At 74.5% G+C, this 24028-nt stretch carries 20 protein-coding genes; 11 read left to right on the top strand and 9 right to left on the bottom strand.

What is annotated here, in order from left to right; all coding sequences use genetic code 11:
* The first annotated feature begins 99 nt into the window (after positions 1-99).
* The 10 genes from AC6JBM_RS44240 to AC6JBM_RS44195 all read left to right on the top strand — a co-directional run bounded on the left by AC6JBM_RS44240 (position 100) and on the right by AC6JBM_RS44195 (position 13147).
* A complete protein-coding gene (locus tag AC6JBM_RS44240) occupies positions 100-1914 on the top strand; it encodes an ABC transporter (RefSeq protein ID WP_497979685.1) in 1815 nt (604 codons plus the stop codon).
* On the top strand, positions 1911-3569 hold the full coding sequence (locus AC6JBM_RS44235) for a GTPase (RefSeq protein WP_497979684.1): 1659 nt from the start codon (positions 1911-1913) through the stop codon (positions 3567-3569). Before AC6JBM_RS44240 ends, AC6JBM_RS44235 begins: the two co-directional genes overlap by 4 nt.
* Positions 3541-4002, top strand: coding sequence for a hypothetical protein (locus AC6JBM_RS44230; protein ID WP_497979683.1), 462 nt, complete (start codon positions 3541-3543; stop codon positions 4000-4002). Before AC6JBM_RS44235 ends, AC6JBM_RS44230 begins: the two co-directional genes overlap by 29 nt.
* Positions 4002-4862 (top strand): fructosamine kinase family protein, encoded by an 861-nt coding sequence (locus tag AC6JBM_RS44225; protein WP_497979682.1) that lies wholly within the window; start codon positions 4002-4004, stop codon positions 4860-4862. The genes AC6JBM_RS44230 and AC6JBM_RS44225 overlap by 1 nt, the downstream gene beginning before the upstream one ends.
* An 18-nt stretch (positions 4863-4880) precedes the next feature.
* Positions 4881-5918: a GTP 3',8-cyclase MoaA gene (gene moaA / locus AC6JBM_RS44220; protein WP_497979681.1), complete on the top strand. Its 1038-nt coding sequence runs from the start codon at positions 4881-4883 to the stop codon at positions 5916-5918.
* On the top strand, positions 5915-6160 hold the full coding sequence (locus AC6JBM_RS44215) for a MoaD/ThiS family protein (protein ID WP_497979680.1): 246 nt from the start codon (positions 5915-5917) through the stop codon (positions 6158-6160). The genes moaA and AC6JBM_RS44215 overlap by 4 nt, the downstream gene beginning before the upstream one ends.
* Before the next feature lie 4 nt (positions 6161-6164).
* Complete coding sequence (locus AC6JBM_RS44210) at positions 6165-7412, top strand: metallophosphoesterase (protein WP_497979679.1); 1248 nt, start codon at positions 6165-6167, stop codon at positions 7410-7412.
* A gap of 36 nt (positions 7413-7448) precedes the next feature.
* Entirely contained in the window at positions 7449-10658 is a 3210-nt protein-coding gene (locus tag AC6JBM_RS44205; RefSeq protein WP_497979678.1) for a UvrD-helicase domain-containing protein, read from the top strand.
* Between the two features lie 119 nt (positions 10659-10777).
* Positions 10778-11680: an LppU/SCO3897 family protein gene (locus tag AC6JBM_RS44200; protein ID WP_497979677.1), complete on the top strand. Its 903-nt coding sequence runs from the start codon at positions 10778-10780 to the stop codon at positions 11678-11680.
* A gap of 258 nt (positions 11681-11938) precedes the next feature.
* Positions 11939-13147 (top strand): ATP-binding protein, encoded by a 1209-nt coding sequence (locus tag AC6JBM_RS44195; protein ID WP_497979676.1) that lies wholly within the window; start codon positions 11939-11941, stop codon positions 13145-13147.
* Here the strand turns inward: AC6JBM_RS44195 and AC6JBM_RS44190 are convergent.
* The 5 genes from AC6JBM_RS44190 to AC6JBM_RS44170 are packed head-to-tail and all read right to left on the bottom strand — an operon-like array spanning position 13132 to position 20580.
* Positions 13132-14310: a VWA domain-containing protein gene (locus tag AC6JBM_RS44190; protein WP_497979675.1), complete on the bottom strand. Its 1179-nt coding sequence runs from the start codon at positions 14308-14310 to the stop codon at positions 13132-13134. The two genes, AC6JBM_RS44195 and AC6JBM_RS44190, sit on opposite strands and share 16 nt — an antisense overlap.
* Positions 14303-16525 carry a DUF5682 family protein gene (locus AC6JBM_RS44185; protein ID WP_497979674.1) on the bottom strand — a complete coding sequence of 741 codons (2223 nt, stop codon included), beginning with the start codon at positions 16523-16525 and terminating at the stop codon, positions 14303-14305. Before AC6JBM_RS44185 ends, AC6JBM_RS44190 begins: the two co-directional genes overlap by 8 nt.
* Positions 16515-17645, bottom strand: coding sequence for an ATP-binding protein (locus AC6JBM_RS44180; protein WP_497979673.1), 1131 nt, complete (start codon positions 17643-17645; stop codon positions 16515-16517). Before AC6JBM_RS44180 ends, AC6JBM_RS44185 begins: the two co-directional genes overlap by 11 nt.
* Positions 17646-17680: 35 nt before the next feature.
* Positions 17681-19237, bottom strand: a complete 1557-nt coding sequence (locus tag AC6JBM_RS44175; RefSeq protein WP_497979672.1) for a DUF5691 domain-containing protein — start codon at positions 19235-19237, stop codon at positions 17681-17683.
* Positions 19234-20580, bottom strand: coding sequence for an SWIM zinc finger family protein (locus tag AC6JBM_RS44170; protein ID WP_350613991.1), 1347 nt, complete (start codon positions 20578-20580; stop codon positions 19234-19236). The genes AC6JBM_RS44175 and AC6JBM_RS44170 overlap by 4 nt, the downstream gene beginning before the upstream one ends.
* 84 nt (positions 20581-20664) lie before the next feature.
* Here AC6JBM_RS44170 and AC6JBM_RS44165 point away from each other — a divergent pair, with 84 nt between their 5' ends.
* Complete coding sequence (locus AC6JBM_RS44165) at positions 20665-21144, top strand: DoxX family protein (protein ID WP_497986680.1); 480 nt, start codon at positions 20665-20667, stop codon at positions 21142-21144.
* On the opposite strand, the gene AC6JBM_RS44160 is transcribed toward AC6JBM_RS44165, so the two are convergent.
* From AC6JBM_RS44160 to moaC, 4 genes are all read right to left on the bottom strand, one after another.
* Positions 21107-21520, bottom strand: coding sequence for a molybdenum cofactor biosynthesis protein MoaE (locus tag AC6JBM_RS44160; protein ID WP_497979671.1), 414 nt, complete (start codon positions 21518-21520; stop codon positions 21107-21109). The two genes, AC6JBM_RS44165 and AC6JBM_RS44160, sit on opposite strands and share 38 nt — an antisense overlap.
* The gene (locus AC6JBM_RS44155; RefSeq protein ID WP_497979670.1) at positions 21517-22704 is read right to left on the bottom strand and encodes a molybdopterin molybdotransferase MoeA; all 1188 of its coding nucleotides are present in this window, start codon (positions 22702-22704) and stop codon (positions 21517-21519) included. The genes AC6JBM_RS44160 and AC6JBM_RS44155 overlap by 4 nt, the downstream gene beginning before the upstream one ends.
* Positions 22705-22821: 117 nt before the next feature.
* Positions 22822-23286, bottom strand: a complete 465-nt coding sequence (locus AC6JBM_RS44150; RefSeq protein WP_497979669.1) for a MogA/MoaB family molybdenum cofactor biosynthesis protein — start codon at positions 23284-23286, stop codon at positions 22822-22824.
* On the bottom strand, positions 23283-23753 hold the full coding sequence (gene moaC / locus AC6JBM_RS44145) for a cyclic pyranopterin monophosphate synthase MoaC (RefSeq protein WP_350613997.1): 471 nt from the start codon (positions 23751-23753) through the stop codon (positions 23283-23285). Before moaC ends, AC6JBM_RS44150 begins: the two co-directional genes overlap by 4 nt.
* Between the last annotated feature and the right edge of the window lie 275 nt (positions 23754-24028).

The following is a 24028-nucleotide window of genomic DNA, read 5'->3' as shown; positions in this document are numbered from 1 at the left end:
GCGGGGGCCGGGTGATTCCCGTGCGTCGTCGCGCTCGGTGGCATCGATGCTCACGCCCGTTGCATGGCGCTGACGAGCCGCATCATGGACGATTTACCCGTGACCACACAGGGCGAGTCGGTGTCCGCCCGGTCGACGGGTCCGACCCTTTCGTCGGATGCCCCATCGGCCGGTCGTCCACCGCGTCCGCGTGACGGCGACGATACCCCCGGTGACGTGCTGCAGGAGCGGCTGACCGAGCTGCGCGACGCGGTCCGGGTGACCCGATTCACACTGCCGCTGCCCAGCGCCGAGCGGGCCGGCACCGTGGCCACGGGCATGGTCGCCCAGCTCGACGACTACCTGCTGCCCCGCCTCGAGCGCCTCGACGCCCCGCTGCTCGTGGTCGTCGGCGGCTCCACCGGCGCCGGCAAGTCCACGCTGGTCAACAGCCTGGTGCGGACCCCGATCAGCCCGGCCGGGGTGCTGCGCCCGACCACCCGCGCGCCGGTCCTGGTCTGCCACCCGGCCGACATGTCGTGGTTCTCCCGCGCCAGTCTGCTGCCCTCGCTGGCCCGCACCAGCGGCCCGAACGGCGACCACCGCTCGCTGCAGGTCGTCTCGGCCCAAGCGTTGACCCCCGGGCTCGCCCTGCTCGACGCGCCCGACATCGACTCGGTCGTGGACGCCAACCGGCAGCTCGCCGGGCAGCTGCTCGCCGCGGCCGACCTCTGGCTCTTCGTCACCACCGCGGCCCGCTACGCCGACGCCGTGCCCTGGAACCTGCTGCGCACCGCGCGCAACCGGGGCACCGCCGTCGCGCTCGTGCTCGACCGGGTGCCCGGCGGCGGCGCCGCGGACGAGATCGCCCCGCACCTGACCGAGATGCTGCGGCAGCAGGACCTGGGCGGGGTGCCGCTCTTCGTCCTGCCCGAGACCCGCCTCGACAGCCAGGGCCTGCTCGGCGAGGCGCAGATCGGCTCGCTGCACGGCTGGCTGGCCCGGCTCGCCCGCGACGCCGAGGCCCGCGCGGCCGTGGTGCGCCAGACCGTCGGCGGGGCCATCGACGCGCTCACCGTCGACGTGGTGATCCTCGCGGCCGCGGCCGAGGACCAGGTCGCGGCGGCCAAGACGCTGAGCGACGCGGTGCACGTCGCCTACCGGGCGGCCACCGAGTCGGTCGAGCACGGCATCCACGACGGTGCGCTGCTGCGCGGCGAGGTGCTGGCCCGCTGGCAGGAGCTCGTCGGCACCGGCGACATCATGCGCGCGCTGCAGGCCCGGGTCGGCAAGCTGCGCGACCGCGCGGTGGCCGCGATCACCGGGCGGCCGGCGCCGGGGGAGCAGTTCCAGCAGGCCCTCGGATCCGGGCTCGGAGTGCTGCTCAAGGCGGCCGCCACCGACGCCGCCGAGGGGGCCGGCGCCGCGTGGAAGGCGCACCCGGCCGGGGCCGCGCTGCTCGACGCCGCACCGGGGCTCGTGCACCCCTCGGAGGACCTCGACGAGCGCATCGACCGGCTCGTGCGCGACTGGCAGCGCTCGGTGCTGGACCTGGTCCGCACGGAGGCCGGCGACCGGCGGGTGGTCGCCAAGGCCAGCGCCTACGCCGTCAACGCGACCGGCCTGCTGGTGATGGTCAGCGTCTTCGCCGCGACGGCGTTCATCCCGACCGGGGCCGAGATCGCGGTCGCCGGCGGCACCACGATCGCGGCCCAGAAGGTGCTCGAGGCCATCTTCGGCGACCAGGCGGTACGCTCGCTGGCCGAACGCGCCCGGCAAAGCCTCGCCGAGCGGGTCGCGGCCCTCTTCGCCGCCGAGGCCGACCGCTTCACCAGCGCCCTGACCGGCGCCGGCGTCGACGAGGAGCTCTCCCCCCGGCTGCGCGCGCTGAGCACCGCAATCCACAACGCCCGGCCGGAGGTTGACAGATCATGAGCCTGGTCGAGCGGGTGAAGCAGATGGTGCCGCGGCAGCCCGTCAACGCGGATCGGCTCGTCACGCGGGTCGAGGCGCTGCACCGGTTCGTCGGCGCGGCCGAGGGCCACGTGCCGGAGGAGCAGCTCGTCGCGGCCCGCACCGTGATCGACCGCTCCGGCGAGCGGCTGCGGCTCTCCCGTGCCCACACCGTCGTCGCGCTGGCCGGTGCGACCGGGAGCGGCAAGTCGAGCCTGTTCAACGCGGTCTCCGGGTTCCAGTTGTCGCGGGTCGGGGTACGCCGCCCGACCACCGGCGTCGCCCACGCCTGCGTGTGGGGCCAGGCCGGCGCCGGCCCGCTGCTCGACTGGCTCGGCGTGCCCCCGAACCGGCGGTTCACCCGCGAGAGCGCGCTGGACGGCGACGACCAGGCCGCCCTGCGCGGGCTCGTCCTGCTCGACCTGCCCGACTTCGACTCGGTGCAGGAGCGCCACCGGCTCGAGGTCGACCGCCTCCTGCGCCTGGTCGACCTGGTGGTCTGGGTGCTCGACCCGCAGAAGTACGCCGACCGCGTCGTCCACCAGCAGTACCTCGCCCAGTTCCAGCGCCACCGCGACGTGACGGTGGTCGTGCTCAACCAGGCCGACCGGCTCACCCGGGCCGACTCCGAGCGCCTGATCGCCGACCTCGGCCGGCTGCTCGACAACGACGGCCTCGGCGGCGTGCCCGCCTTCGCGACCTCGGCCAAGGGCGAGCCCGGCCTGGGCCCGCTGCGCGTCGCGCTGGAGCGCACGGTCGCCGCCCGCCAGGCCGCGCTGCTGCGCCTCAACGGCGACGTCACCGACGCGGTCGCCGCCCTGCAGCCGCTGGTCGTCTCCGGCGCCAAGGTCTCCGCGGGTGTACCGCCGCAGACCGTCGACCGCCTCGCCGACGCGCTCGCCGACGCCGCGGGCGCCCCGATCGTGGCCGCGGCGACCGAGCGCACCTACAAGCACCGGGCCGCCGCCTCCCTGGGCTGGCCGCTGCTGCGCTGGGCCCGCCGGATGCGCCCCGACCCGCTCAAGCGGCTGCACCTGGAGCCCGGGGCCGTCGAGCGCCCCGAGGCCACCTCGCTGCCCGACTCCACCGCCGCGCAGAAGGCCGCGGTCACGCTGGCCGCCCGCGAGGTCGCCACGAGCGCGGCCCAGGGGCTGCCGGAGCCGTGGCCGGCCGCGATCACCGACGCGTCGCGCTCGCGGGTCGACGACGTGCCCGACGCGCTCGACGTCGCCGTGGCCTCCGCCGACCTGGGCCTGGGCCGCCGCCCGGCCTGGTGGCGGGCGGTCGGCGCGCTGCAGTGGCTCGGCGCCGCCGTCGCCTTCGCGGGGCTGGTCTGGCTCGCCGTGCGGGCCGTGTTCGCCCTGCTCGGCCTGCCCAACGTGAGCGGGCCCACGGTCGGTGCCGGAGTTCCGCTGGCCACCGTGCTGTTCGGCGGCGGCCTGCTCTTCGGTCTGCTGCTGACCGTCGTCGTACGCCCCTTCGCCGCCATCGCCGCCCGCCGCGCCCGGGCCCGGGCCGAGCGGCGGATGCGCAACGCCATCGCCGGCGTCGCCCGCACCCACATCGTGGCTCCGGTGGAGGAGGTGCTGCGCTCGTACGATGACGCGCGTGACGCCCTTGCCGCCGCCGCTTCGTAACCTCGTCCGACCGGTCCGCCGGCTCGGCTTCACCGCCCTCGGCCTGCTCAATCTCGCCTGGGGCGCCTGGGCGGTCGCGGCCCCGCGCCACTTCTTCGGCACGTTCCCGGGCTTCGGGCTGCACTGGACGGCCTCCTACCCGCCGTTCAACCAGCACCTGACCGTCGACCTGGGCGCCACCATGCTGACCCTCGCCACGCTGTTCTTCGGCGCCGCGATCGCCGACCAGCCCGCGGTCAGCTGGCTCGCCGGGATCGCCACGGCGGTGTTCGGCATCCTGCACTTCGGCTACCACGCGCTGCACGCCGGGCACATGGGCACCGCCGACCGGGTGCTGAGCCTGCTGAGCCTGATCGGTGGAGCCGTGGTGCCACCGGCCCTTGCCGCGACCCATCGTCTGGACGCGACCCATCGTCTGGAAAGGTCCGAGTAATGGACCTGCAGTACCTGCGGGAGCACCCGGCCCAGCTGCCCGTCTTCATCAAGCACCAGCGCATCCGCGAGACGCCGGTGCCGGGCGGCTCCATCTGCACCGCCCAGCGGCTCACCCTGGACGACGGCGGTTCGCTCTTCGCCAAGTCCCTCGCCGACCCGCCGCCGGGCTTCTTCGCCGCCGAGGCCGCGGGCCTGCGCTGGCTGCGGGAGGCGGGCGCCGCCCCGGTGCCCGAGATCATCGCCGAGCTGCCGGACCTGCTGGCCCTGGAGTGGATCGACCACGGCGAGGCCACGGGGCGGGGCGCCGAGGAGCTCGGGCGGGGGCTGGCCGGGCTGCACCGGGCGGGCGCCGACGCGTTCGGGGCGCCCTGGCCCGGATACATCGGCACGCTCCCGATGCCCAACGAGCCCTCGCCCGGCCCGTGGGGCCCGTGGTTCGCCGAGCACCGCCTGCGCCCCTTCCTGGAGGCGTCGACCGGCGCGCTCACCGGCGCCGACGTCGCCGCGGCCGAGCGGGTGCTGGCGAACATCGAGGACTACGGCGGCGACGAGCCCCCGTCGCGCATCCACGGCGACCTGTGGCCGGGCAACGTGCTGTGGGACCACACCGGCCGGGGGTGGCTGGTCGACCCGGCGGCGCACGGCGGGCACCGCGAGACCGACCTGGCGCTGCTCGGGCTGTGGGGCGGGGTGCCGCACCACGATCGGCTCATCGCGGCCTACCGGGAGGCGTATCCGCTGGCGGACGGGTGGCAGGAGCGCGTACCGCTGCATCGTCTGTATCTGATGCTCGTGCACACCGCGCTCTTCGGGGCGTCCTACGGGGAGTCGGTTCGGGCGCTGCTTCGGGCGCTCTGAACCGGGTACCGTTCGACCATGACCGAATCGGCGCACGAGCCACCCGGGGCCGGCCTGGCCGACCGGTTCGGGCGCGTTGCGACCGATTTACGGGTGTCGCTGACCGACCGGTGCAATCTGCGCTGCACCTACTGCATGCCCGCCGAGGGCCTCGACTGGCTGCCGAACCCGTCGCTGCTCACCGACGCCGAGGTCGTCCGGCTCATCGACGTGGCCGTGCACCGCCTCGGCGTGACCGAGGTGCGCTTCACCGGCGGTGAGCCGCTCCTGCGCCGCGGGCTGGCCGAGATCGTCCGCGCGGTCGCCGCGCTGCCCGGCCGCCCGCGCATGATGCTCACCACGAACGGCATCGGCCTCGCCCGCCTCGCCGAGCCCTTGGCCGCGGCCGGGCTGGACCGGGTCAACGTCTCGCTCGACACCACCGACCCGGCCCGGTTCAAGGCGATCACCCGCCGCGACCGGCACGCCGACGTGGTCGCCGGGCTCGCCGCGGCCGCCGCGGCCGGGCTGCTGCCGGTGAAGATGAACGCGGTCCTGCTGCGCGGGGTCAACGACGACGAGGCCGCGCCCCTGCTGCGCTTCGCCCTCGAGCACGGCTACGAGCTGCGGTTCATCGAGCAGATGCCGCTGGACGCCGGGCACACCTGGCGCCGCGAGGAGATGGTCACCGGCGCCGAGATCCTCGCGGCGCTGCGCGCGGAGTTCACGCTCTCGCCCGATCCGGACGCGCGCGGCGGGGCGCCCGCGGAGACGTGGGTCGTGGCCGGGCACGCCGCGGTCGGCGGGGGACCGGCCCGCGTCGGCGTGATCGCCAGCGTGTCGAGCCCGTTCTGCGGCGCCTGCGACCGGACCCGCCTCACCGCCGACGGCGCGATCCGCTCCTGCCTGTTCAGCCAGGAGGAGACGGACCTGCGCGGCGCGCTGCGGGCCGGGGCCGGCGACGACGAGCTCGCCGACCTCTGGCGCAAGGCGATGTGGGCCAAGCCGGCCGGCCACGGCATCAACGACCCCAGGTTCCTGCAGCCCGCGCGGCCCATGTCTGCCATCGGAGGATGACCCAGTTGCTGCTCGTCCGCTACTTCGCGGGGGCCCGCGCGGCCGCCGGCGTGCCCGAGGAGAAGGTCGAGGCCACGACGCTGGCCGATCTCGTCGCGGCCGTGACCGCCGACCGTCCGCGCCTCGCCGGCGTGGTCACCGCCTGCTCCTTCCTGGTCGACGGCACCGCCTGGCGGGACCGGGACGCGGCGCTGCCCGCGGCCGCGACGGTCGACGTGCTGCCCCCCTTCGCGGGCGGCTGAGCCGGTGATCGCCGTCCTCCTGGTGGTGGTGCTCGTCGTTGTCGGGGGCATCCACTGGTACCTCTGGAAACGCCTCGTCAAGGACACCACCCGCACCCGCCGGGCCCGCGTCGCCGGCTCGGTCATCGCGGTGCTGCTGGCCCTGGTGATCCCGACGACCCTGGCGCTGTCGCGCACCCTGCCGCACTCGCGCCAGGCGATCGTGGCCTGGCCGGGGTTCCTCTGGCTCGCGCTGATGTTCTACCTGCTGGTCACGCTGCTGATCCTGGAGATCCCGCGCTTGGCGATCCGCCTCTGGCAGCGTCGCTCCGCACCACCTTCACTATCTCAAGTTCCGCCCCCTCAAGCGGCATCGTCGGACATTTCGGACGAGGATCCGTCTTTCGCCGCCGAGCCGCCGCCGAAGCCGGTTGCGCAGGAGCCGGGCTTCGACGCGACCCGGCGCCTGCTGCTCGGCCGGTCGCTCGCCGTCACCGCGGGCGTGCTGTCCACGAGCGCCGTGGGCATCGGGGTGTACCAGGCCATGAGCGCCCCGAATCTCAAGCGCGTCCCGATCCGGCTGGCCAAGCTGCCCGCGAGCATGGACGGCTTCCGCATCGCGGTGGTGTCCGACATCCACCTCGGCCCGCTGCTGGGCCGCTCGCACACCGAGCGCATCGTGCGAATGATCAACTCGGTGGACGCGGACCTCGTCGCCGTCGTCGGCGACCTCGTGGACGGCAGCGTCGCCGAGCTCGGCGAGGCCGCCGAGCCGCTGCAGGACCTGCGCGGCAAGCGCGGCAGCTTCTTCGTGACCGGCAACCACGAGTACTTCTCCGGCTACCAGGAGTGGGTCGACGAGGTGAACTCGCTCGGCGTCCGCGTCCTGCGCAACGAGCGCGTCGACGTGCTCGGGCTCGACCTCGCCGGGGTGAACGACCTCAGCGGCGAGGACGTCGGCGACGGCCCCGACTTCGGCAAGGCGCTCGACGGGCGGGACACCAGCCGGCCCGTGGTGCTGCTCGCCCACCAGCCGATCCAGGCCCACGACGCGGCCCGCCACGGCGTCGACCTGCAGCTGTCCGGGCACACCCACGGCGGCCAGATGGTGCCGTTCAACCTGCTCGTGGGCCTCCAGCAGCCGGTCGTGGCCGGTCTCGGCACGGTCGACGGCACCCAGGTCTACGTCACCCGCGGGGCCGGCTTCTGGGGGCCGCCGGTCCGCTTCGGCGCGCCGCCGGACATCTCGATCATCGAGCTGCACGGCGCGTAGCCGGAAACGCGTGGGGCGCCTGTGACAGGATGCAGCGTGCCTTCGAACGCCGCTTCCGACTCGTTCGTCGCGGACCTGCACATCCACTCGAGGTACTCCCGGGCGTGCAGTCGTGACCTCAGCATCGAGACGCTCACCTGGTGGGCGCGGCGCAAGGGCATCGCGCTGCTCGGCACCGGCGACTTCACGCACCCGGCCTGGTTCGACCACCTGCGCGAGGCGCTGGTCCCCGCCGAGCCGGGCCTCTACCGGCTGCACCCGGACCGCGAGGCCGACATCCTGCGCCGGCTGCCGGCCCGCCTCGGCGTGGCCGACTCCGCCGTGCGGTTCATGCTGTCGGTCGAGATCTCCACGATCTACAAGCGCGGCGACCGTACGCGCAAGGTCCACCACCTGATCTACCAGCCCGATTTCGACGCGGTCGCCCGGTTCAACACCGCGCTCGGGCGCATCGGCAACCTGGGCTCGGACGGCCGCCCGATCCTGGGACTGGACTCCCGCGACCTGCTGGAGATCACCCTGGAGGCGAGCCCGGACGGCTTCCTGGTGCCGGCGCACATCTGGACACCCTGGTTCTCCGCGCTCGGCTCCAAGTCCGGCTTCGACGCGATCGCCGACTGCTACGCCGATCTCGCCGAGCACATCTTCGCGGTCGAGACCGGGCTGTCCTCCGACCCCGAGATGAACTGGCGGGTGTCGTCGCTGGACAAGTACCGGCTGGTGTCCAACTCCGACGCGCACTCGGCGCCGGCGCTCGCCCGCGAGGCGACGGTGCTCGACGGTGACCTGTCCTACCTCGGCGTGCGCGACATGCTGCGGACCGGTCAGGGGCTGGTCGGCACGCTCGAGTTCTTCCCGGAGGAGGGCAAGTACCACGCCGACGGCCACCGCGCCTGCGACGTGAACTGGCCGCCGGCCCGCACGCGCGAGGCCCAGGGCCGCTGCCCCGAGTGCGGCAAGCCGCTCACCGTCGGCGTGCTGCACCGGGTCGAGGAGCTCGCGGACCGGCCCGAGGGCTACACGCCGCCGGGCGCGCCGGGGGTCACGCACCTGATCCAGCTGCACGAGATCCTCGGCGAGATCAACGGGGTGGGGCCGAAGTCGAAGACCGTCGACGAGAAGCTCGCCGCGCTGGTCGCCGAGCTCGGTTCGGAGCTGTCGATCCTGCGCTCGGTGCCGGTCGAGGACATCGCGCGGGCCGGTGGTGAGCTGCTCGGCGAGGGCATCGCGCGGCTGCGGCGCGGGCAGGTGCGTCGGACGCCGGGGTTCGACGGGGAGTACGGCATCATCAAGCTCTTCGAACCCTCCGAGCTGCGGGGGAACGCGCACGAGGATGTGCTGTTCGACGTGCCGATGCCGGCCGTGCCCAAGCAGCGCAAGGCGGAGCCGGCCGCGAAGTCCCAGCCCAAGAAGCGCCGGGCCGCCCCCGCCGAGGCCCCGCCGCCGCCCCCGCCGATCTCCGCGCCGCCCTCGCCCCACGAGCCTCTTGAGCCGATGCTCGCCGGGATGGAGGAGGTCGGGACCGGGCTGCTCGACCGGCTCGACGCGCTGCAGCGGGTCGCGGCCTCGGCGCCCGGCGGCCCGCTGCTGATCGTGGCCGGCCCCGGCACGGGCAAGACCCGCACGCTGACCCACCGGGTCGCGTACCTCTGCGCCGAGCTGGGCGTGTATCCGGAGGAGTGCCTGGCGATCACGTTCACCCGCCGGGCCGCCGAGGAGCTGCGCGAGCGCCTGGAGGGGCTGCTCGGGCCGGTCACCGAGGCGGTGACGGTCTCCACGTTCCACTCGCTGGGCCTGTCGATCCTGCGCGAGAACGCGGCCGCGGTCGGGCTCACCCCGCAGTTCCGCATCGCCGAGGACGCCGACCTGCTGGCCGCGCTCGAGCCGCTGGGCGAGCGGGAGGCGCGCAAGGCGCTCGGCGCGATGGAGCCCGCCACGCGGGAGACGCTGGCCAAGGCGCTGCGGGCGAAGGACCTGGTGTCGCTGGACGAGCTGCTCACGCTCACCGTCGACCTGCTGCGGGAGACGCCCGCGCTGGCCGAGCGGTATCGGGCGCGCTGGCGGTGGATCTTCGTGGACGAGTACCAGGACGTCGATCCGGTGCAGTACGAGCTGCTGCGGCTGCTCTGCCCGCCCGGCGGCAACCTGTGCGCGATCGGCGACCCGGACCAGGCCATCTACTCGTTCCGCGGCGCCGAGGTCTCCTTCTTCCTGCGCTTCACCGGCGACTTCTCCACGTCCGAGGTCGACGCCAGGGTGGTCCGGCTGACCCGCAACTACCGCTCGTCGGCGCCGATCCTGGCCGCCGCGGTGCAGGCGATCGCCCCGACCACGCTGGTGCCGGGCCGTCGGCTCGACCCGGCCCGCCTGGACCTCGAGGCGCCGGTCGTCGGGCTGTACCCGGCCACCTCGGTCGCCGACGAGGCGGACTTCGTCGTGCGTACCGTCGACGAGCTGGTCGGCGGCCTGTCGCACCGCTCGCACGACAACCGCGTCGACTCCCGGGCCACCGTGGGCGCGATGTCGTTCTCGGACATCGCCGTGCTGTACCGCACCGACTCCCAGGCCGCCCCGATCGTGGACGCGCTCAGCCGGGCCGGCGTCCCCGTGCAGAAGCGCTCGCACGACCGGCTGCTGGACCGGCCCGGCGTCGCCGCCATCGCCCGCGAGCTGCGCTACGCCGAGGGCCTCGGCGGCTCGATCGCGGCCCGGGTCCGCCTCGCCGGCCAGGTCGTCGCCGGCCGCTGCGGCACGCTGGACAGTGACCTGATGACGCTGGCCGAGGCCGACGTGTGGAACGCCGTCGACCTGATGACCCCGCTCGCGCTGCGGGCTCGCGACGACCTCGAGGAGTTCCTCGGCGCGCTGGCCACCGGGGCCGAGGTGGACGGCTGGGACCCGCGCGCCGACCGGGTGAACCTGCTGACCCTGCACGCCTCGAAGGGCCTCGAGTTCCCGGTCGTGTTCCTGGTCGGCGTCGAGGACGGCCTGCTGCCCCTGCGGCCCTACGCCGGCGCCCAGCAGACCGACGACGACGTCGCGGAGGAGCGCCGGCTGTTCTTCGTCGGGCTCACCCGCGCCCAGGATCGGCTCTTCGTGTCCCACAGCCGCAGCCGTTTCCGCTTTGGATCCGAGCGCGACATGTCCCCGTCACCGTTCCTGTCGGTCATCGACCCGGGCCTGCTCGAACGGCGTGGTCCCGCGGCTCCCCGCAAGCCCAAAGATCGGCAGTTGCGACTGATCTGAACCACTTTTGGCGCGGATCCGTGAGGCCAAGGGGGTGGGTGGGAGAGCTACCGTAGCTGCATTGACGCCGATAGGCTCACCTAGCCGACCACCGGCCGCAGGACGACCAGGAGGACATCATGTCGGGTTACGGACCGCCGGGCGGACCGTACCAGGGTCAACCTCAGGACCCATGGGGGCAGGGGCAGGGCGGTCAGCGCGACCCCTATGGCGACCAGGGCTACGGCGACCAGGGCTATGGCCAGGGCGGCGGTGGCTATGGCCAGGGTGGGGGTCAGGGCGGGGGCTACGGCCAAGGCGGCGGTTACGGCCAAGGCGGGGGCTACGGCCAAGGCGGGGGCTACGGCCAGGGCGGCGGAGGCTACGGCAACCAGGGCGGCTACCCGGGCCAGGGCTACGACGACCGGGGCGGCGGCTACGACGACCGCCGCGGCGGCTACGACGACCGCACCTACCAGCAGCCGGGCGGCGGCTACCAGCCCTACGGCGACGAGCCCGGCGGCTACAACGACGCGCCGCCGCAGTGGGGCCCGCCCCCGGAGCCGGAGAAGAAGAAGCGCTCCGGCGGCACGATCGCGCTGGTCGCCTTTCTCGTGCTGCTGCTCTGCGGTGGTGGCGGCGTCGGCGTGTACTACTACGTGCTGAAGGACAAGAAGGCCGACACCAACGCCCCGGCCGCGTCGGGCTCGACCAAGCCCGACGCGTCGACCCCCGCGGGCAACGGCGCGGGCCAGTCGGCCGCCCCGAGCGCGGGCTCCTCGCCGAGCAAGGCCGGCGTGCAGGCCGGCGACGCGGCCTCGGTCCAGGTCGGCGAGTGCCTCAAGAACGTCGGCACGAGCAACGAAAAGCCGCAGATGCAGAAGGTCCAGTGCGGGCCGGGCGCCTACGAGGTGCTCAAGCGCATCCCCGGCACGACGGACAAGAACAAGTGCGAGGGCACGCCGGGCTACTCCCACAACTACTTCTTCGACAGCCCGACGGACGCGAACGACTTCGTGCTCTGCCTCAAGCTGCGCAGCTGACCTGCGAAAACATGACGGCCCGGGCGATTGCCCGGGCCGTTCTGCGTTTTCGACCCCCCTTGCCACGCGCCCCCGCAGGGGTGTAGTACATTAGTTCGAGCCAGCCATCGAACGCGTGTTCGGTATGCTTCGATGGCGCCTTATAAGGCTGTCTTGCGTGCGCGCTAGAAAGCCGTAGATGCTCCACGACGACACGCCGTAGAGCTTCCTCTACGCGGTTCTAGCCTGCGCGCTAGAAAGCCCGATACTGTGCGATTCGTGGACCCGGTTCGCAATCCCTACGCTCCCGGCGCCGGTCAGCGCCCGCCCGAGCTCGCCGGGCGCGACCGTGAGCTGCACGCCTTCGACATCGTGCTGGAGCGCGTGGCGCGCGGGCGGCCCGAGCGGTCGCTCATGCTCACGGGGCTGCGGGGTGTCGGCAAGACGGTGCTGCTCAACACCCTGCGCTCCGAGGCCATCTCGCACCTGTGGGGCACCGGCAAGATCGAGGCGCGGCCCGACCAGTCGCTGCGCCGCCCGGTCTCGGCCGCCCTGCACATGGCCGTGCGCGAGCTGGCGCCGCAGCACCGCGCGCCCGATCGGATCGACGAGTTCCTCGGCGTGCTCAAGGCCTTCGCGCTGCGCGAGGACCCGCGCAGGCCGCCGTCCAAGCTGCGCGACCGCTGGCAGCCCGGCATCGACGTGCCGGCCGCGGTCGGCCGCGCCGACTCCGGCGACATCGAGATCGACCTGGTCGAGCTGTTCACCGACGCGGCGAGCGTGGCCAGTGACGTCGGCACCGGAGTGGCGCTGTTCATCGACGAGCTGCAGGACCTCGCGGCCGACGACATCTCCGCGCTCTGCGCCGCCTGCCACGAGCTGTCCCAGACCGGGGCGCCGCTGATCGTGGTCGGGGCCGGCCTGCCGCACGTGCCGGCGCTGCTGTCGGCGTCGAAGTCCTACTCCGAGCGGCTCTTCCGCTACCAGCGCATCGACCGCCTCGACCGGATCGCGGCCGACCTCGCGCTCACCGCGCCGGCCGAGCGGGAGGAGGTCGAATACGAGGCGAAGGCCCTCGACGCGCTCTACGAGGCCTCCGGCGGCTACCCGTACTTCGTCCAGGCCTACGGCAAGGCGACCTGGGACCACGCGCCGCGCTCGCCGATCACCGCGGCCGACGTGCGCGTGGCGGCGCCGGAGGCCGAGGCGGAGCTGGCGGTCGGGTTCTTCGGCTCCCGCTACGAGCGCGCGACGCCGGCCGAGCGCGAGTACATGCGCACGATGGCCACCCTGCTGCCGGCCGTCGATGTCTCCGAGGCCGTGCCGACCGCCGAGATCGCCCGCACCCTCGGCCGCAAGCCCGCGAGCCTGTCGCCCGCCCGGGACGCCCTGATCAAGAAGGGCCTGATCTACTCGGGCGAGCGGGGAACGGTCGCCTTCACCGTCCCCCACTTCGCCCGCTATCTGCGGACTCAGCCGGCCGAGTGACGGGCCTCCGCCCGTTCCACGACGCCCCGCAGGTCGCGACGCTCGATCGCGGCCGCCATGAGCTCCGGGAACACGTCCGGCGTGCACGCGAACGCGGGCACCCCGAGCGCGGCCAGCGCCGCGGCGTTCTCCCGGTCGTAGTCCGGCGCGCCCTCGTCGGACAGCGCCAGCAGCGTGATCACCTGCACGCCGGCCGCCGTCATCGCCGCGACCCGCCGCAGCATCTCCTCGCGCACGCCGCCCTCGTAGAGATCGCTGATCAGCACGAAGATCGTGTCCCGGGGCCGGGTGATGAGCTGCTGGCCGTAGGCGATGGCCCGGTTGATGTCGGTGCCGCCGCCGAGCTGGGTGCCGAACAGCACGTCGACGGGGTCGCTGAGCCGGTCGGTCAGGTCCACCACCGCCGTGTCGAACACGACCAGCGACGTCTTGAGCGAGCGCATCGAGGCCAGCACCGCGGCGAAGACTCCCGAATACACCACCGACGCCGCCATCGACCCCGACTGGTCCACGCAGAGCACGACGTCGCGCTGCACCGCCTGGGCCCGCCGGCCGTAGCCGATCAGCCGCTCCGGCACGATCGTGCGCTGCTGGGCCTGGTAGTGCTTGAGGTTCGCGCGGATCGTGCGGTCCCAGTCGATGTCGTGGTGCCGCGGCCGGTTGATCCGCGCGGCGCGGTTCAGCGCCCCGCTCAGCGCGGTGCGCGTCGGCTGCGCGATGCGCCGCTCGAGCTCGGCGACGACCTTGGCCACCACCTTGCGGGCGGCCCGCTTGCTCTTGTCGGGCATGACCCGGTTGAGCGAGAGCAGCGTGCCCACGAGGTGCACGTCGGGCTCGACGGCGTCGAGCATCTCGGGCTCCAGCAGCAGCCGGGTCAGGTTGAGCCGCTCGATCGCGTCGGCCTGCATCACCTGCACGACGGTCGACGGGAAGTATTGCCGGATGTCGCCCAGCCACCGGGCCACCCGCGGCGCCGACGCCCCGAGCCCGGCTCCGCGCGGCCCGGACGTCCCGTCCTCGCCCTGGTCGTAGAGCGCGCCGAGGGCCGCGTCGACCGCCGCGTCCGTCCCGGTGAGCCCATAGCCGGTGCCCTCGGCCCCGGGGGCCCCTCCCAGCGCGAGACGCCAGCGCCGCAGCCGCTCGTCGCCCTCGTCCTCAGACATGCAGCTCCCTCCCGAGCAGCCGCGCCGCGACCGGCAGCAGCAGCGCGCCCCGGGCCGCGTCGATCTCGTCGTCCGCGCCCGCGCCCGGGCGCCCGGTGCCGATGCCGGCCGCGCGCTCGCCGATCATGCGCCGCTGCGGCGCCGGATAGCCGCTGAACGTCCGCCGCAGCAGCGGCAGCACCTCGAGGAACGCCTCGGCCGGGATGCCCGTCAGCCACGCGTCGACCAGGGCCAGCAGCCGCTCGTCGTGCACCAGCAGCAGCCCGTCGCCCGCGAGGAAGCCTTCGATCCAGGCCGCCGTGCGGGCCACCGGCACGCCGACGGTCAGCACGAGCGCCATCCGCGCCCCGATCTCGTCGGTGTCGACGGCGCCCGCGTCCAGCAGCAGCCGGTTCATCCGCCCGGTGAGCAGGCCGTGCAGGTCGTCCCGCGTGGCCAGCCCGGACAGCACCGCCTGCCAGCGCGCGTGCGCCTCGGGGTCGTCGACCAGCGCGAGCGCGCCCTGCACCCCGTCGATCCGGTCGCGCATGACCGCCGCGGCGGTGTCGTCGAGCCCTCCGACCGCCGCCGGCAGCCCGACGCAGATCCGGGTGATCATCCCGAGCGTGACGTCGCGGAGCGCCGAGAGGTCGGTGCCGCGCACGTCGCCGTATCGCAACGTCCGGGCCAGCGCCGGCAGCGCGTCCATCAGGTGCGCGACGTCGGCGTCGAGGGCCATCCGCTCGTCGAGCGCGTCGAGCACCCCGGGCAGCGCGTCCGGCAGGTCGGCGAGCAGGCACCGCTCCACCAGCGTGGTCACGTCGGCCAGGGTCGCGGCGGCCAGGGCCTGCTCGGCGACCCGGGCGGTGGCGGCCTCGAGCACGGTGGTGCCGTAGGCGCCCGCCTCCACCAGGTCGACCGCGAACTCGGGCTGCCAGGCGATCTCCCACTCCTCGCGGAACGTGCCCTTGCCCTTGGCCGCCGCCAGCACCTTGCCCCACTCGACGCCGAGCAGCCGGAGCCGGTGCAGCAGCCGGCTGCGCTCCAGGTCGAAGGCCTGGCGCAGGTCGAGCTTGAGCTCCCGCCGCTCGACCCGGGGCGGCAGCCGCAGCCGCCGCTGGCTGCCGGCGACGTCCCGGGCGATCGGCACCCCGGGCGTCTGGTCCGGCACCCGGCCGAGCCGGTCGCCGACCACGAGCCGCCGGTTGATGAGCGCGAGCCGCAGGTCGTCGCCGTCGCAGAGCACCGCGTGGGCCGCGTCGGTGACCTCGGCGAGCCCGGCGAGCGGCCGCCCGCGCATGGTCGCGAGGGCCTCGGCCAGCCGGGTCGCCTCGATGACGTGGGCGCTGGACACCGGCACGCCGTCCTTGCGCAGCACCCCGGCCGCCCGCACCAGCCAGCGTTCGATCACGTGCGCGTCGACGGAGGTGAACAGGTGGTGATACCAGCCGGGGGATTGCACGCCGGCGCCGTAGCCCTGCCAGGACGCCAGCCGCGCGTGCGTCCACGGCACCCAGGTCATCGCGACCTTGACCTTCGGCAGGCCGCGCACGACGGCGTTGTCGGCCGCGGCGCTGGGCAGCGGCCCGGTCAGCGCGGGCACGTGCCAGGCCCCGCACACGACGGCCACGCGCTGGAACTCCTTGAGCGCCGCGCGCAGCCCGATGCGCATGTAGGCCTCGCGCCGCTCCTCCTCGACCCGCTCGGCCTCGGCCGGGACCGGCGCGTGCGCCCGCACGACGGTCATCGCCTCGGCGATGGCCGCGAACGGGGACTGGTCGATCCGGTGCTCGACCACGTCCTCCCACCAGCGCTCGGGATCGTCATAGCCGGCCGCCTCCGCCAGTGCCCCGATCGGGTCGAGCCGCACCGCGTCGTCGTCGGACCGCTGGGTCTGGGGCGGGGCGGCCAGGCGCACGGCCGCCGGCATGTCGACGAACCGCACCGGCACCTCGCGCGCCACCGCCCACCGGATCGCCTGCCACTCCGGCGAGAACTCGGCCAGCGGCCAGAACGAGGCGCGCAGCTTCGGGTCGGGGTTGTCGGCGGGGTAGGCCAGCAACGCCACCGGCGCCCGCATGTCCTCGTCCCCGGCGAAGGGCACGAGCGAGTCGGCCTCCGGCGGCCCCTCGATCAGCACCACCTCGGGCTGGAACTCGGCCAGCGCCCGGCGCACCGCCCGGGCCGAACCCGGCCCGTGGTGACGGATCCCGAGCAGCAGCGGCTCACTCGCCACGGCGAGCCGCTCGGTAGAAGTCCCGCCAGCCCTCGCGCTCGCGCACCACCGTCTCGAGGTATTCCTGCCACACCACCTGGTCCGACACCGGGTCCTTGACCACGGCGCCGAGGATGCCCGCGGCCACGTCCCCGGCCCGCAGCACCCCGTCGCCGAAGTGCGCGGCGAGCGCCATGCCGTTGGTGACCACCGAGATCGCCTCGGCCGTGGACAGCGTGCCGCTGGGCGACTTGAGCTTGGTCCGGCCGTCCTCGGTGACCCCGTTGCGCAGCTCCCGGAAGACGGTGACCACGCGGCGGATCTCGTCGGCGGCCGGCGGCAGCTCGGGCAGCTCCAGCGCCTTGCCGAGCGCCGCGACGCGCCGCGCGACGATGTCGACCTCCTCCTCGACGCCCGCCGGCACCGGCAGCACCACGGTGTTGAACCGGCGCCGCAGCGCGGAGGAGAGCTCGTTGACCCCGCGGTCGCGGTCGTTGGCGGTGGCGATGACGTTGAAGCCCTTGCGCGCCTGGACCTCCTGCCCGAGCTCGGGCACCGGCAGCGTCTTCTCCGACAGGATCGTGATCAGCGTGTCCTGCACGTCGGAGGGCACGCGGGTCAGCTCCTCGATCCGCGCGATCCGCCCGTCGGCCATCGCGCGCAGCACCGGGCTCGGCACCAGCGCGGCCCGGCTCGGCCCCTCGGCGAGCAGGCGGGCGTAGTTCCAGCCGTAGCGGATCGCCTCCTCGGGTGTGCCGGCCGTGCCCTGCACCAGCAGCGTCGAGTCGCCGCTGATCGCCGCGGCCAGGTGCTCGGAGACCCAGGTCTTCGCGGTGCCGGGCACCCCGAGCAGGAGCAGCGCCCGGTCGGTCGCGAGGGTGGCGACGGCGACCTCCATGAGCCGTCGCGGCCCGACGTATTTCGGCGTGATCGCGGTGCCGTCGGCCGCCTCGCCGCCGAGCAGATAGGTGACCACGGCCGAGGGCGAGAGCCGCCACCCCGGCGGGCGCGGCCGCTCGTCGCCGGCGGCGAGCGCGACGAGCTCCGCGGCGAACTCGTCCTCGGCGTGCCGCCGCTGCACCGTCTCGGCGACGGGCGCCCCGGCGACGTGGGCGGCGGTGACATCGACTGTGCTGGTCACGCGGACTCCTGGGAGATCGGGTCGGACGTCGGGGGTCATGCCAGCTCGGCCAGCATGTCGTGCCGGAAGCGCAGGGTGTCGGCGAAGCGGCCGACGATCGAGGACATCGGATCGTCCGAGGGCAGGGCGGCGGCCATGCGGGTCGCGCGGTCCGCGGTGTCGGCCGGCAGCCGCAGCGCGGCCAGCTCGCACAGCCCGGCCAGGCGCCAGCCCGCCGAGCGCCGCCCGCCGAGGTCGTCCAGCGCGCCGAACACCGCCTCGGCCAGCGGCTCCGGCCACGGCCGCGGGCACAGCTCGAGCACGTGCTCGACGCCGACCGCGGCGGCCCCGGCGAGCCCCCGGCGCAGGACCCCGACGGCGAGGGCGGAGAGCGCGTCGGAGGGCAGCGCGTCGTAGAGCGCCTCGAGCAGCAGCCGGTCGTCGGGGCGCCCGCCCGCCGCGACCTCCTCGGTGAGCCGCCCGGTCAGCGCCGTGGCCCAGCGCGGGTCCCGCTGCCCGGCCGCGGCCCGGGCCAGCCCGCGGCGCAGCACCGCGGCCCACTCATCGGTCACCGGCAGCGTCAGGAACTCCTCCGGCTCGCCCCACACCCGCAGCGGCGTGCGGGTCAGCAGCTCCTCCAGCCACCAGGCCCGCTCGCCGACCCCGGCGGGCGGCCGCGGCACGATCCCGTCGCGGCGCATCGCCTTGTCGCAGGCGCTCGGCGGCACCACCTGGATCCGCCCGCCGACGATCCGCACGCACGCCGTGCTCCGCTCGGTCATCCGCCGCGCGTAGGCGCTGTCGGGCAGCATCGCCAGCAGGTCGAGCCCGACGATCCGCACCTCCTTGCGCCGGTCGTCGAGGGCGCCCTCCAGCACCGGCTCGTCGGCGGGGGAGAGCCCGGTCGCGAACGTGCCGAGCAGCGCGGCGCGGTCGTCGGGCGTCTCGGTCGGCCAGACGTCGGCGAGCATGTCGCGGCCGCGCTGCTCGCCCTCCGGCCCGCCCCGGCGCACGGCGGTGAGGATGCCGACGCGCCGGCCGATCGAGCCGAGCTCCCAGCCCTGCGCGTCGTCGGCGGCGGCGCCGGCAGCATCGTGGGCATCGGCCGCTGTGACGTCGAGGAATGCCCACTCGGGCCGCTGCCGGGCCAGCCACGCCGCCCGGGACCCGCCGGCCGCGGCGACGAGCGGCCGCAGCGCCCGGTGCCGCCGCGCGATCTCCAGCAGCGCGGGCAGCAGCTCGCCCGGCACTCGCCGATCGTGCACGGCCCCGAGCCACTCGGCGAGCAGCTCCAGCCGCCCGTCGGCGTCGCGGACCGGCACCGCGTTGCTGGTGCCGTAGCCGGCCGCGTCCACCGCGAGCAGGTCCGCCGCCCGCGCGGCCGCCGCCCAGGCCACGAGCGGGATCCCGGAGTCGTCGGGCGCCGGCTCCGGCACCGTGAGCCCGGCCCGCGCCCGGAACCCGGCCCGCCGATACAGCGTCAGCGTCCCGGCCGCGTCGAGCAGCGCCTCCGCCGGGTCCTCGCCGGGCCGCCCGACCCCGGCCGGCAGCGTCCGCCGCTGCGTCCCGACGAGCGCCGTCGCCACCACGTCGCCCCAGTCCGGCCCGTTCACAGCCGCACCAGCCGCTCGTCGGCCCACACCCCGAGGGGGCGCAGCCCGCCCGCCGACCACTCGCCGGTGATGGTCGCGGGCCGCCCCGCGGTCACCGCCACGAGCCGCCAGGGCTCCCCGGCCGCCGGGTCGAGCGGCAGCCCGAACCCGTCGGCGTCGACCAGCGCCCACCCGGAGCCGTCACGCACCGGGCACACCCCGTCGAGCGCCATCGGCCAGTAGTCGAGCCAGGGGTCCCCGGCCAGGGCGAGCGCGTGCGCCCGCAGGTTGTCCTCGATCCCGGCGCCGCCGGCGACGAAGTGCATCCGCTCCGGCGGCGCGTGCCGCTTGGCGATGAGCGCCCGGGCCGGCTGGCCGCCCGGATACAGGCACACGTCGGCGTCGAACTCGGTGCCGGGCAGCAGGTCGACGGGGAGCGACTGGCCCGCCACCGCGAACGACAGCACGATCAGCGGTTGCCCGGACCCGGCCCCGCGCAGCCAGGCCCGGCGGACGGTCAGCTGGTCCTCGATCTCGTCGCGCACGCCGTGCACCTGCCAGCGGTCGCGCACGGGCGCCCCGGCGAGCACCGTCTCGGTCGCGATCGGCACCCCGACCCGCATCCGCACACTCGCCGCGAGCTCGTCGGGCAGCTCCTCCTGCCGCCGGTAACCACCCACGAGCAGGTGCAGCCGCGCCAGCTCGCCCAGCAGGCGCTCGGGGGAGCCCAGCACGGCGCCGGTCCGGCGCAGGATGCCCGCGGCGCTGGCGGCCTGGGCGTCGACGAGCCGGGCGGTCATCGTGTCCCAGGCCGCGCCGCCCTTGCCGGTGCCGGCGAGCCCGGCGCGGACCTGGTCGGCGAGCCAGCGGTCGAGCTCGTCGAGCCCGGCGGCGATCCGGTCGGCCCGGCGCGCCTGCGCCTTCTCGCTGACCGGCGCCCGGCCCCCCGCACGGCTGCCGGGTTTTGGATCCTCGACCGGTCCGGCGGTGGCACGGTTGGCGCGGGCCGCCCGGGCCGCCTGCCAGGCACTGGCCCACGACGGCGCGACCGCCTCCGGCACCGACCCCGAGGACCATCGCAGCAGAAGTGCGAGGGCGTGCTTGCACGGGAACTTGCGGCTCGGGCAGGTGCATTTGAACGCGGGCTCGGTGAGGTCGACCGCGGTCTGATACGGCGTGCTCCCGCTGCCCTGGCACAGCCCCCACAGGGTCGGGTCGATGTCGTCGGCGGCGCTGAGGCCGGTCTCCAGCCAGACGCGGTCGCCGGCGAGCCCGCGCGCCGCCCGCTGCGCGGACGAGTCGGGGGCCAGCGCCATCACCTGGTCGGTCGTCCAGACCGTGGTGACCGTCGTTGTTTCCGCCATGCTGCTTACCGTAGTGAGGGGGTACGACATTTCCCCGGTGGGTATGTTTCCGTCATGAGACCCGTACGTACCGCAGCCCGTTCGATGCTCGCGGCCATCTTCGTGGTCCAGGGCTGGGCCGCGTTCACGAGCCCGGCACGACTGGCGGGCCGGGCCAAGCCGGTCACCGACCGGCTCGAGCCGACGATCAAGGCGCTGCACCCGAGCCTGCCGACCGACGCCGAGACCCTCGTGCGGGTCAACGGCGCGGCCCAGGTGGCGGGTGGCGTGCTGCTCGCGACCGGGCACGCGACCCGGCCGGCGGCGCTGTTGCTGGTCGGCTCACTGGTGCCCACGACCCTGGCCGGCCACGCGTTCTGGGACGTCGAGAACCCGCAGGAGCGGGCCCAGCAGCGCATCCAGTTCATGAAGAACCTGGGCCTGATGGGCGGGCTGCTGCTGGCCGCGCTCGACCGCGAGGGCCGCCCCGACCTGCGCTGGCGTGCGGGTCACGCGGCCAAGACGATCAAGCGGGCCCGGCGCCACCTCAAGGACAGTTCACCCATTCCTCTTGGCCGTCGGTGAACACCTGACGCTTCCAGATCGGCAGCCGCGCCTTCACCTCGTCGACGAGCCGGGCGCAGAGCGCGAACGCCTCCGCCCGGTGCGCGGTCGACACGGCCGCGGCCAGCGCCACGTCGCCGATCTCCAGCCGCCCGACGCGGTGGGAGACGGCGAGCCCGCGCACCGCGGGGTCGGCAGCGATCTCGGCCGCCACCTCGGCGAGCACGTCACCGGCGCTGGGGTGGCCCTCGTACTCGAGCTCCACCACGCCCCGCCCGCCGTCGTGGTCGCGCACGACGCCGGCGAACGACACGACGGCCCCGGCGGCCCGGTCGGCGACGGCCCGCTCGTGCGCCTGGACGTCGAGGGGCTCGGTGGTGACCTGGGTGCGGATCACGCACGGACCCCGTCCAGCAGGGGCACGAGCTGGGCGAGCGTGCCCGCGCGGCCCTCGGTGCCGGGCGGGATGACCGCGAACCCGACCGAGTTGGCGAGCCCGCGCAGCATCGACGAGCCGACGTGCGCGACCGGGTGGGCGCGGCCGCCGGCCAGCGTGACGAGCGCCAGGTGGGTGAAGTCGCCGCGGCCGGGGACGTCGGCGCCGAGGGTCACGGTGGCCGGCTCCGGCACCGGGCGGCCGGCGAGGCCGGCGAGCAGGGGCAGTACGAGAGAAACCAGAGCGACGAACGTGGACTGCGGGTTGCCGGGCAGGCCCGCGACGAACTGGCCGCCGGGCAGCTGCGCGACGAGCATCGGGAAGCCGGGGCGCACGGCCACGGTGTTGACGACGTAACGGGCGCCGAGCTCGGCCAGTGCGGGGTGCAGGTGATCCACTGGCCCGTGCATGGTGCCGCCGGTGGTGCAGATGACCTGCGCGCCGGCGTCGACGGCCTTGCGCAGCGCGGCCACGTGCTCCTCGAGCGTGTCGGCGACCGGCCCGCGCGCGTGCACGACCTGGGTGCCGGCGCGCCGCAGCCAGGAGGGCAGGGACGGGCCGAGCGCGTCGCGGATCCGGCCGCCGGCGGGGGTGCCGGCGGTGAGCAGCTCGTCGCCGAAGACCAGCACCGCCGTCCGGGGGGCGGGGCGGCAGGTCAGCGTGTCGTATCCGCACGACGCCGCCAGCCCGATGACCCCCGGCGTGATCGGGGTGCCCGCGGGCAGCAGCACCTCGCCGGCGGCCGCCTCCTCGCCCTGCTTGCGCCAGTCGGGCAGCCGGCGGGCGGCGCCGCTGACCAGGCCGTCGACGGTCTCGGACTCCTCGATGCGGACGACGGCGGTGGTGCCGTCGGGCACCATGCCGCCGGTGGCGATCTCGACGCAGGTGCCGTCGGCGGTGAGCGGCACGGCGGTGTCCCCGGCCAGCACCCGCCCGACGATCCGCCAGGGCCCGGGCCCGCGGGCGGCCCAGCCGTCGACGCTGGAGGTGGCGAAGGCGGGCAGGTCGGTCAGGGTCACCAGGTCGGCGGCGAGGGTGAGGCCGTCGGCGTCGGCGAGGGGCACCGCGACGGGCTCCGGCGCGACCGCCGAGCCCGCGGCGTGCACAATCTCGCGGGCGGCCGTCCAGGCGATCGGTAACGTCACGTTCGAAGCCTAATGCTCCGGTCCGCGTCACCTGCGGACCGTTGCTCCCGACAGACACCATTCGGCGCTGCGCGCCGTCATTGCCGGGTCCGCGCGTCCCCGGCCTTCTTTCATCCCTCAGTGATCTCCGCCACGAAGCTGCTCCACCGCGTGCTTGAGCACCGGTCCGAGCACGGCCAATCCATCCTTCGCGCCACCCCGGGACCCGGGGAGGTTGACGACGAGCGTCCGCCCCGCGACTCCGGCGAGCCCGCGCGACAGGATCGCGGCCGGCACCTTCGCCGCGCCGGCCGCCCGAATCGCCTCCGCGATGCCCGGCACCTCGTAGTCGAGCACGCGGCGCGTCATCTCGGGCGTGCGATCGGTGGGCGTGATCCCGGTGCCCCCGCTGGTCAGGACGACGTCCGCCGCCTGCACCGCCGCCCGCAGCGCCGCCTCGACCGGATCCCCGTCGGGCACCACGACGGGCTCGTCCACCTCGAAGCCCAGCGCCCGCAACCCCTCGACCAGCAACGGCCCGCTGGTGTCGGCGTAGACGCCCGCGGCCGCCCGGTTGGACGCCACCACCACGACGGCCCTCATCGCTGCCACACCCCGGTCTTCCCGCCCTCCTTGCGCAGCACCCGCACGTTCTCGATGGAGGCCGCCGGGTCCACCGCCTTGATCATGTCGATGAGCGCCAGCCCCGCGGTCGCCACGGCGGTCAGCGCCTCCATCTCCACCCCGGTCCGGTCGGCCGTCTTCGCCACGACCTCGATCTCGATGGTCTCATCACGCAGCGTCAACTCGACCGTCACGCCATGCAGGGCGATCGGGTGACATAACGGCACAAGATCGGGCGTCCGCTTCGCGCCCATGATCCCGGCGATGCGCGCGACCGCCAGAGCGTCACCCTTCGGCAGCGCTCCATCACGCAACAGTGCGACGACTTCGCTTGTGGTGCGCACGAATCCCGCCGCGACGGCCCGGCGCGCGGTGACGTCCTTCGCGGCCACGTCGACCATCCGCGCCGCCCCGGACGAGTCCACGTGTGTCAGCTCATTTGGCACCCAAAGAGCTTAGTCACCGGAGGCGCGCGGCCGGTTGATCATGCAGGCTAAGGCTTGAGCTACGTCGATTGCGATATACGGAGCGTCACGCCCGCGTCGGCAAATCGTGACAAAGGCCGTTATAGTTCGCAAACTATGATTCGACGGACAAATCGCTTTGGGCATCTTGCGTTTTGCACCCTAGGCTGCGTTCAGCACTTCGGACTTCGATGATTTTCGATATCCGGAGCTGACGGGGGTCGAATTCAGCAGCGACCTTTTGGGGGCGAAAACAT

The sequence above is a fragment of the Dactylosporangium thailandense genome (genome assembly GCF_059739745.1).
The sequence above is the reverse complement of the archived record's forward strand: the minus strand, read 5'-3'. Positions and strand labels throughout refer to the sequence as shown.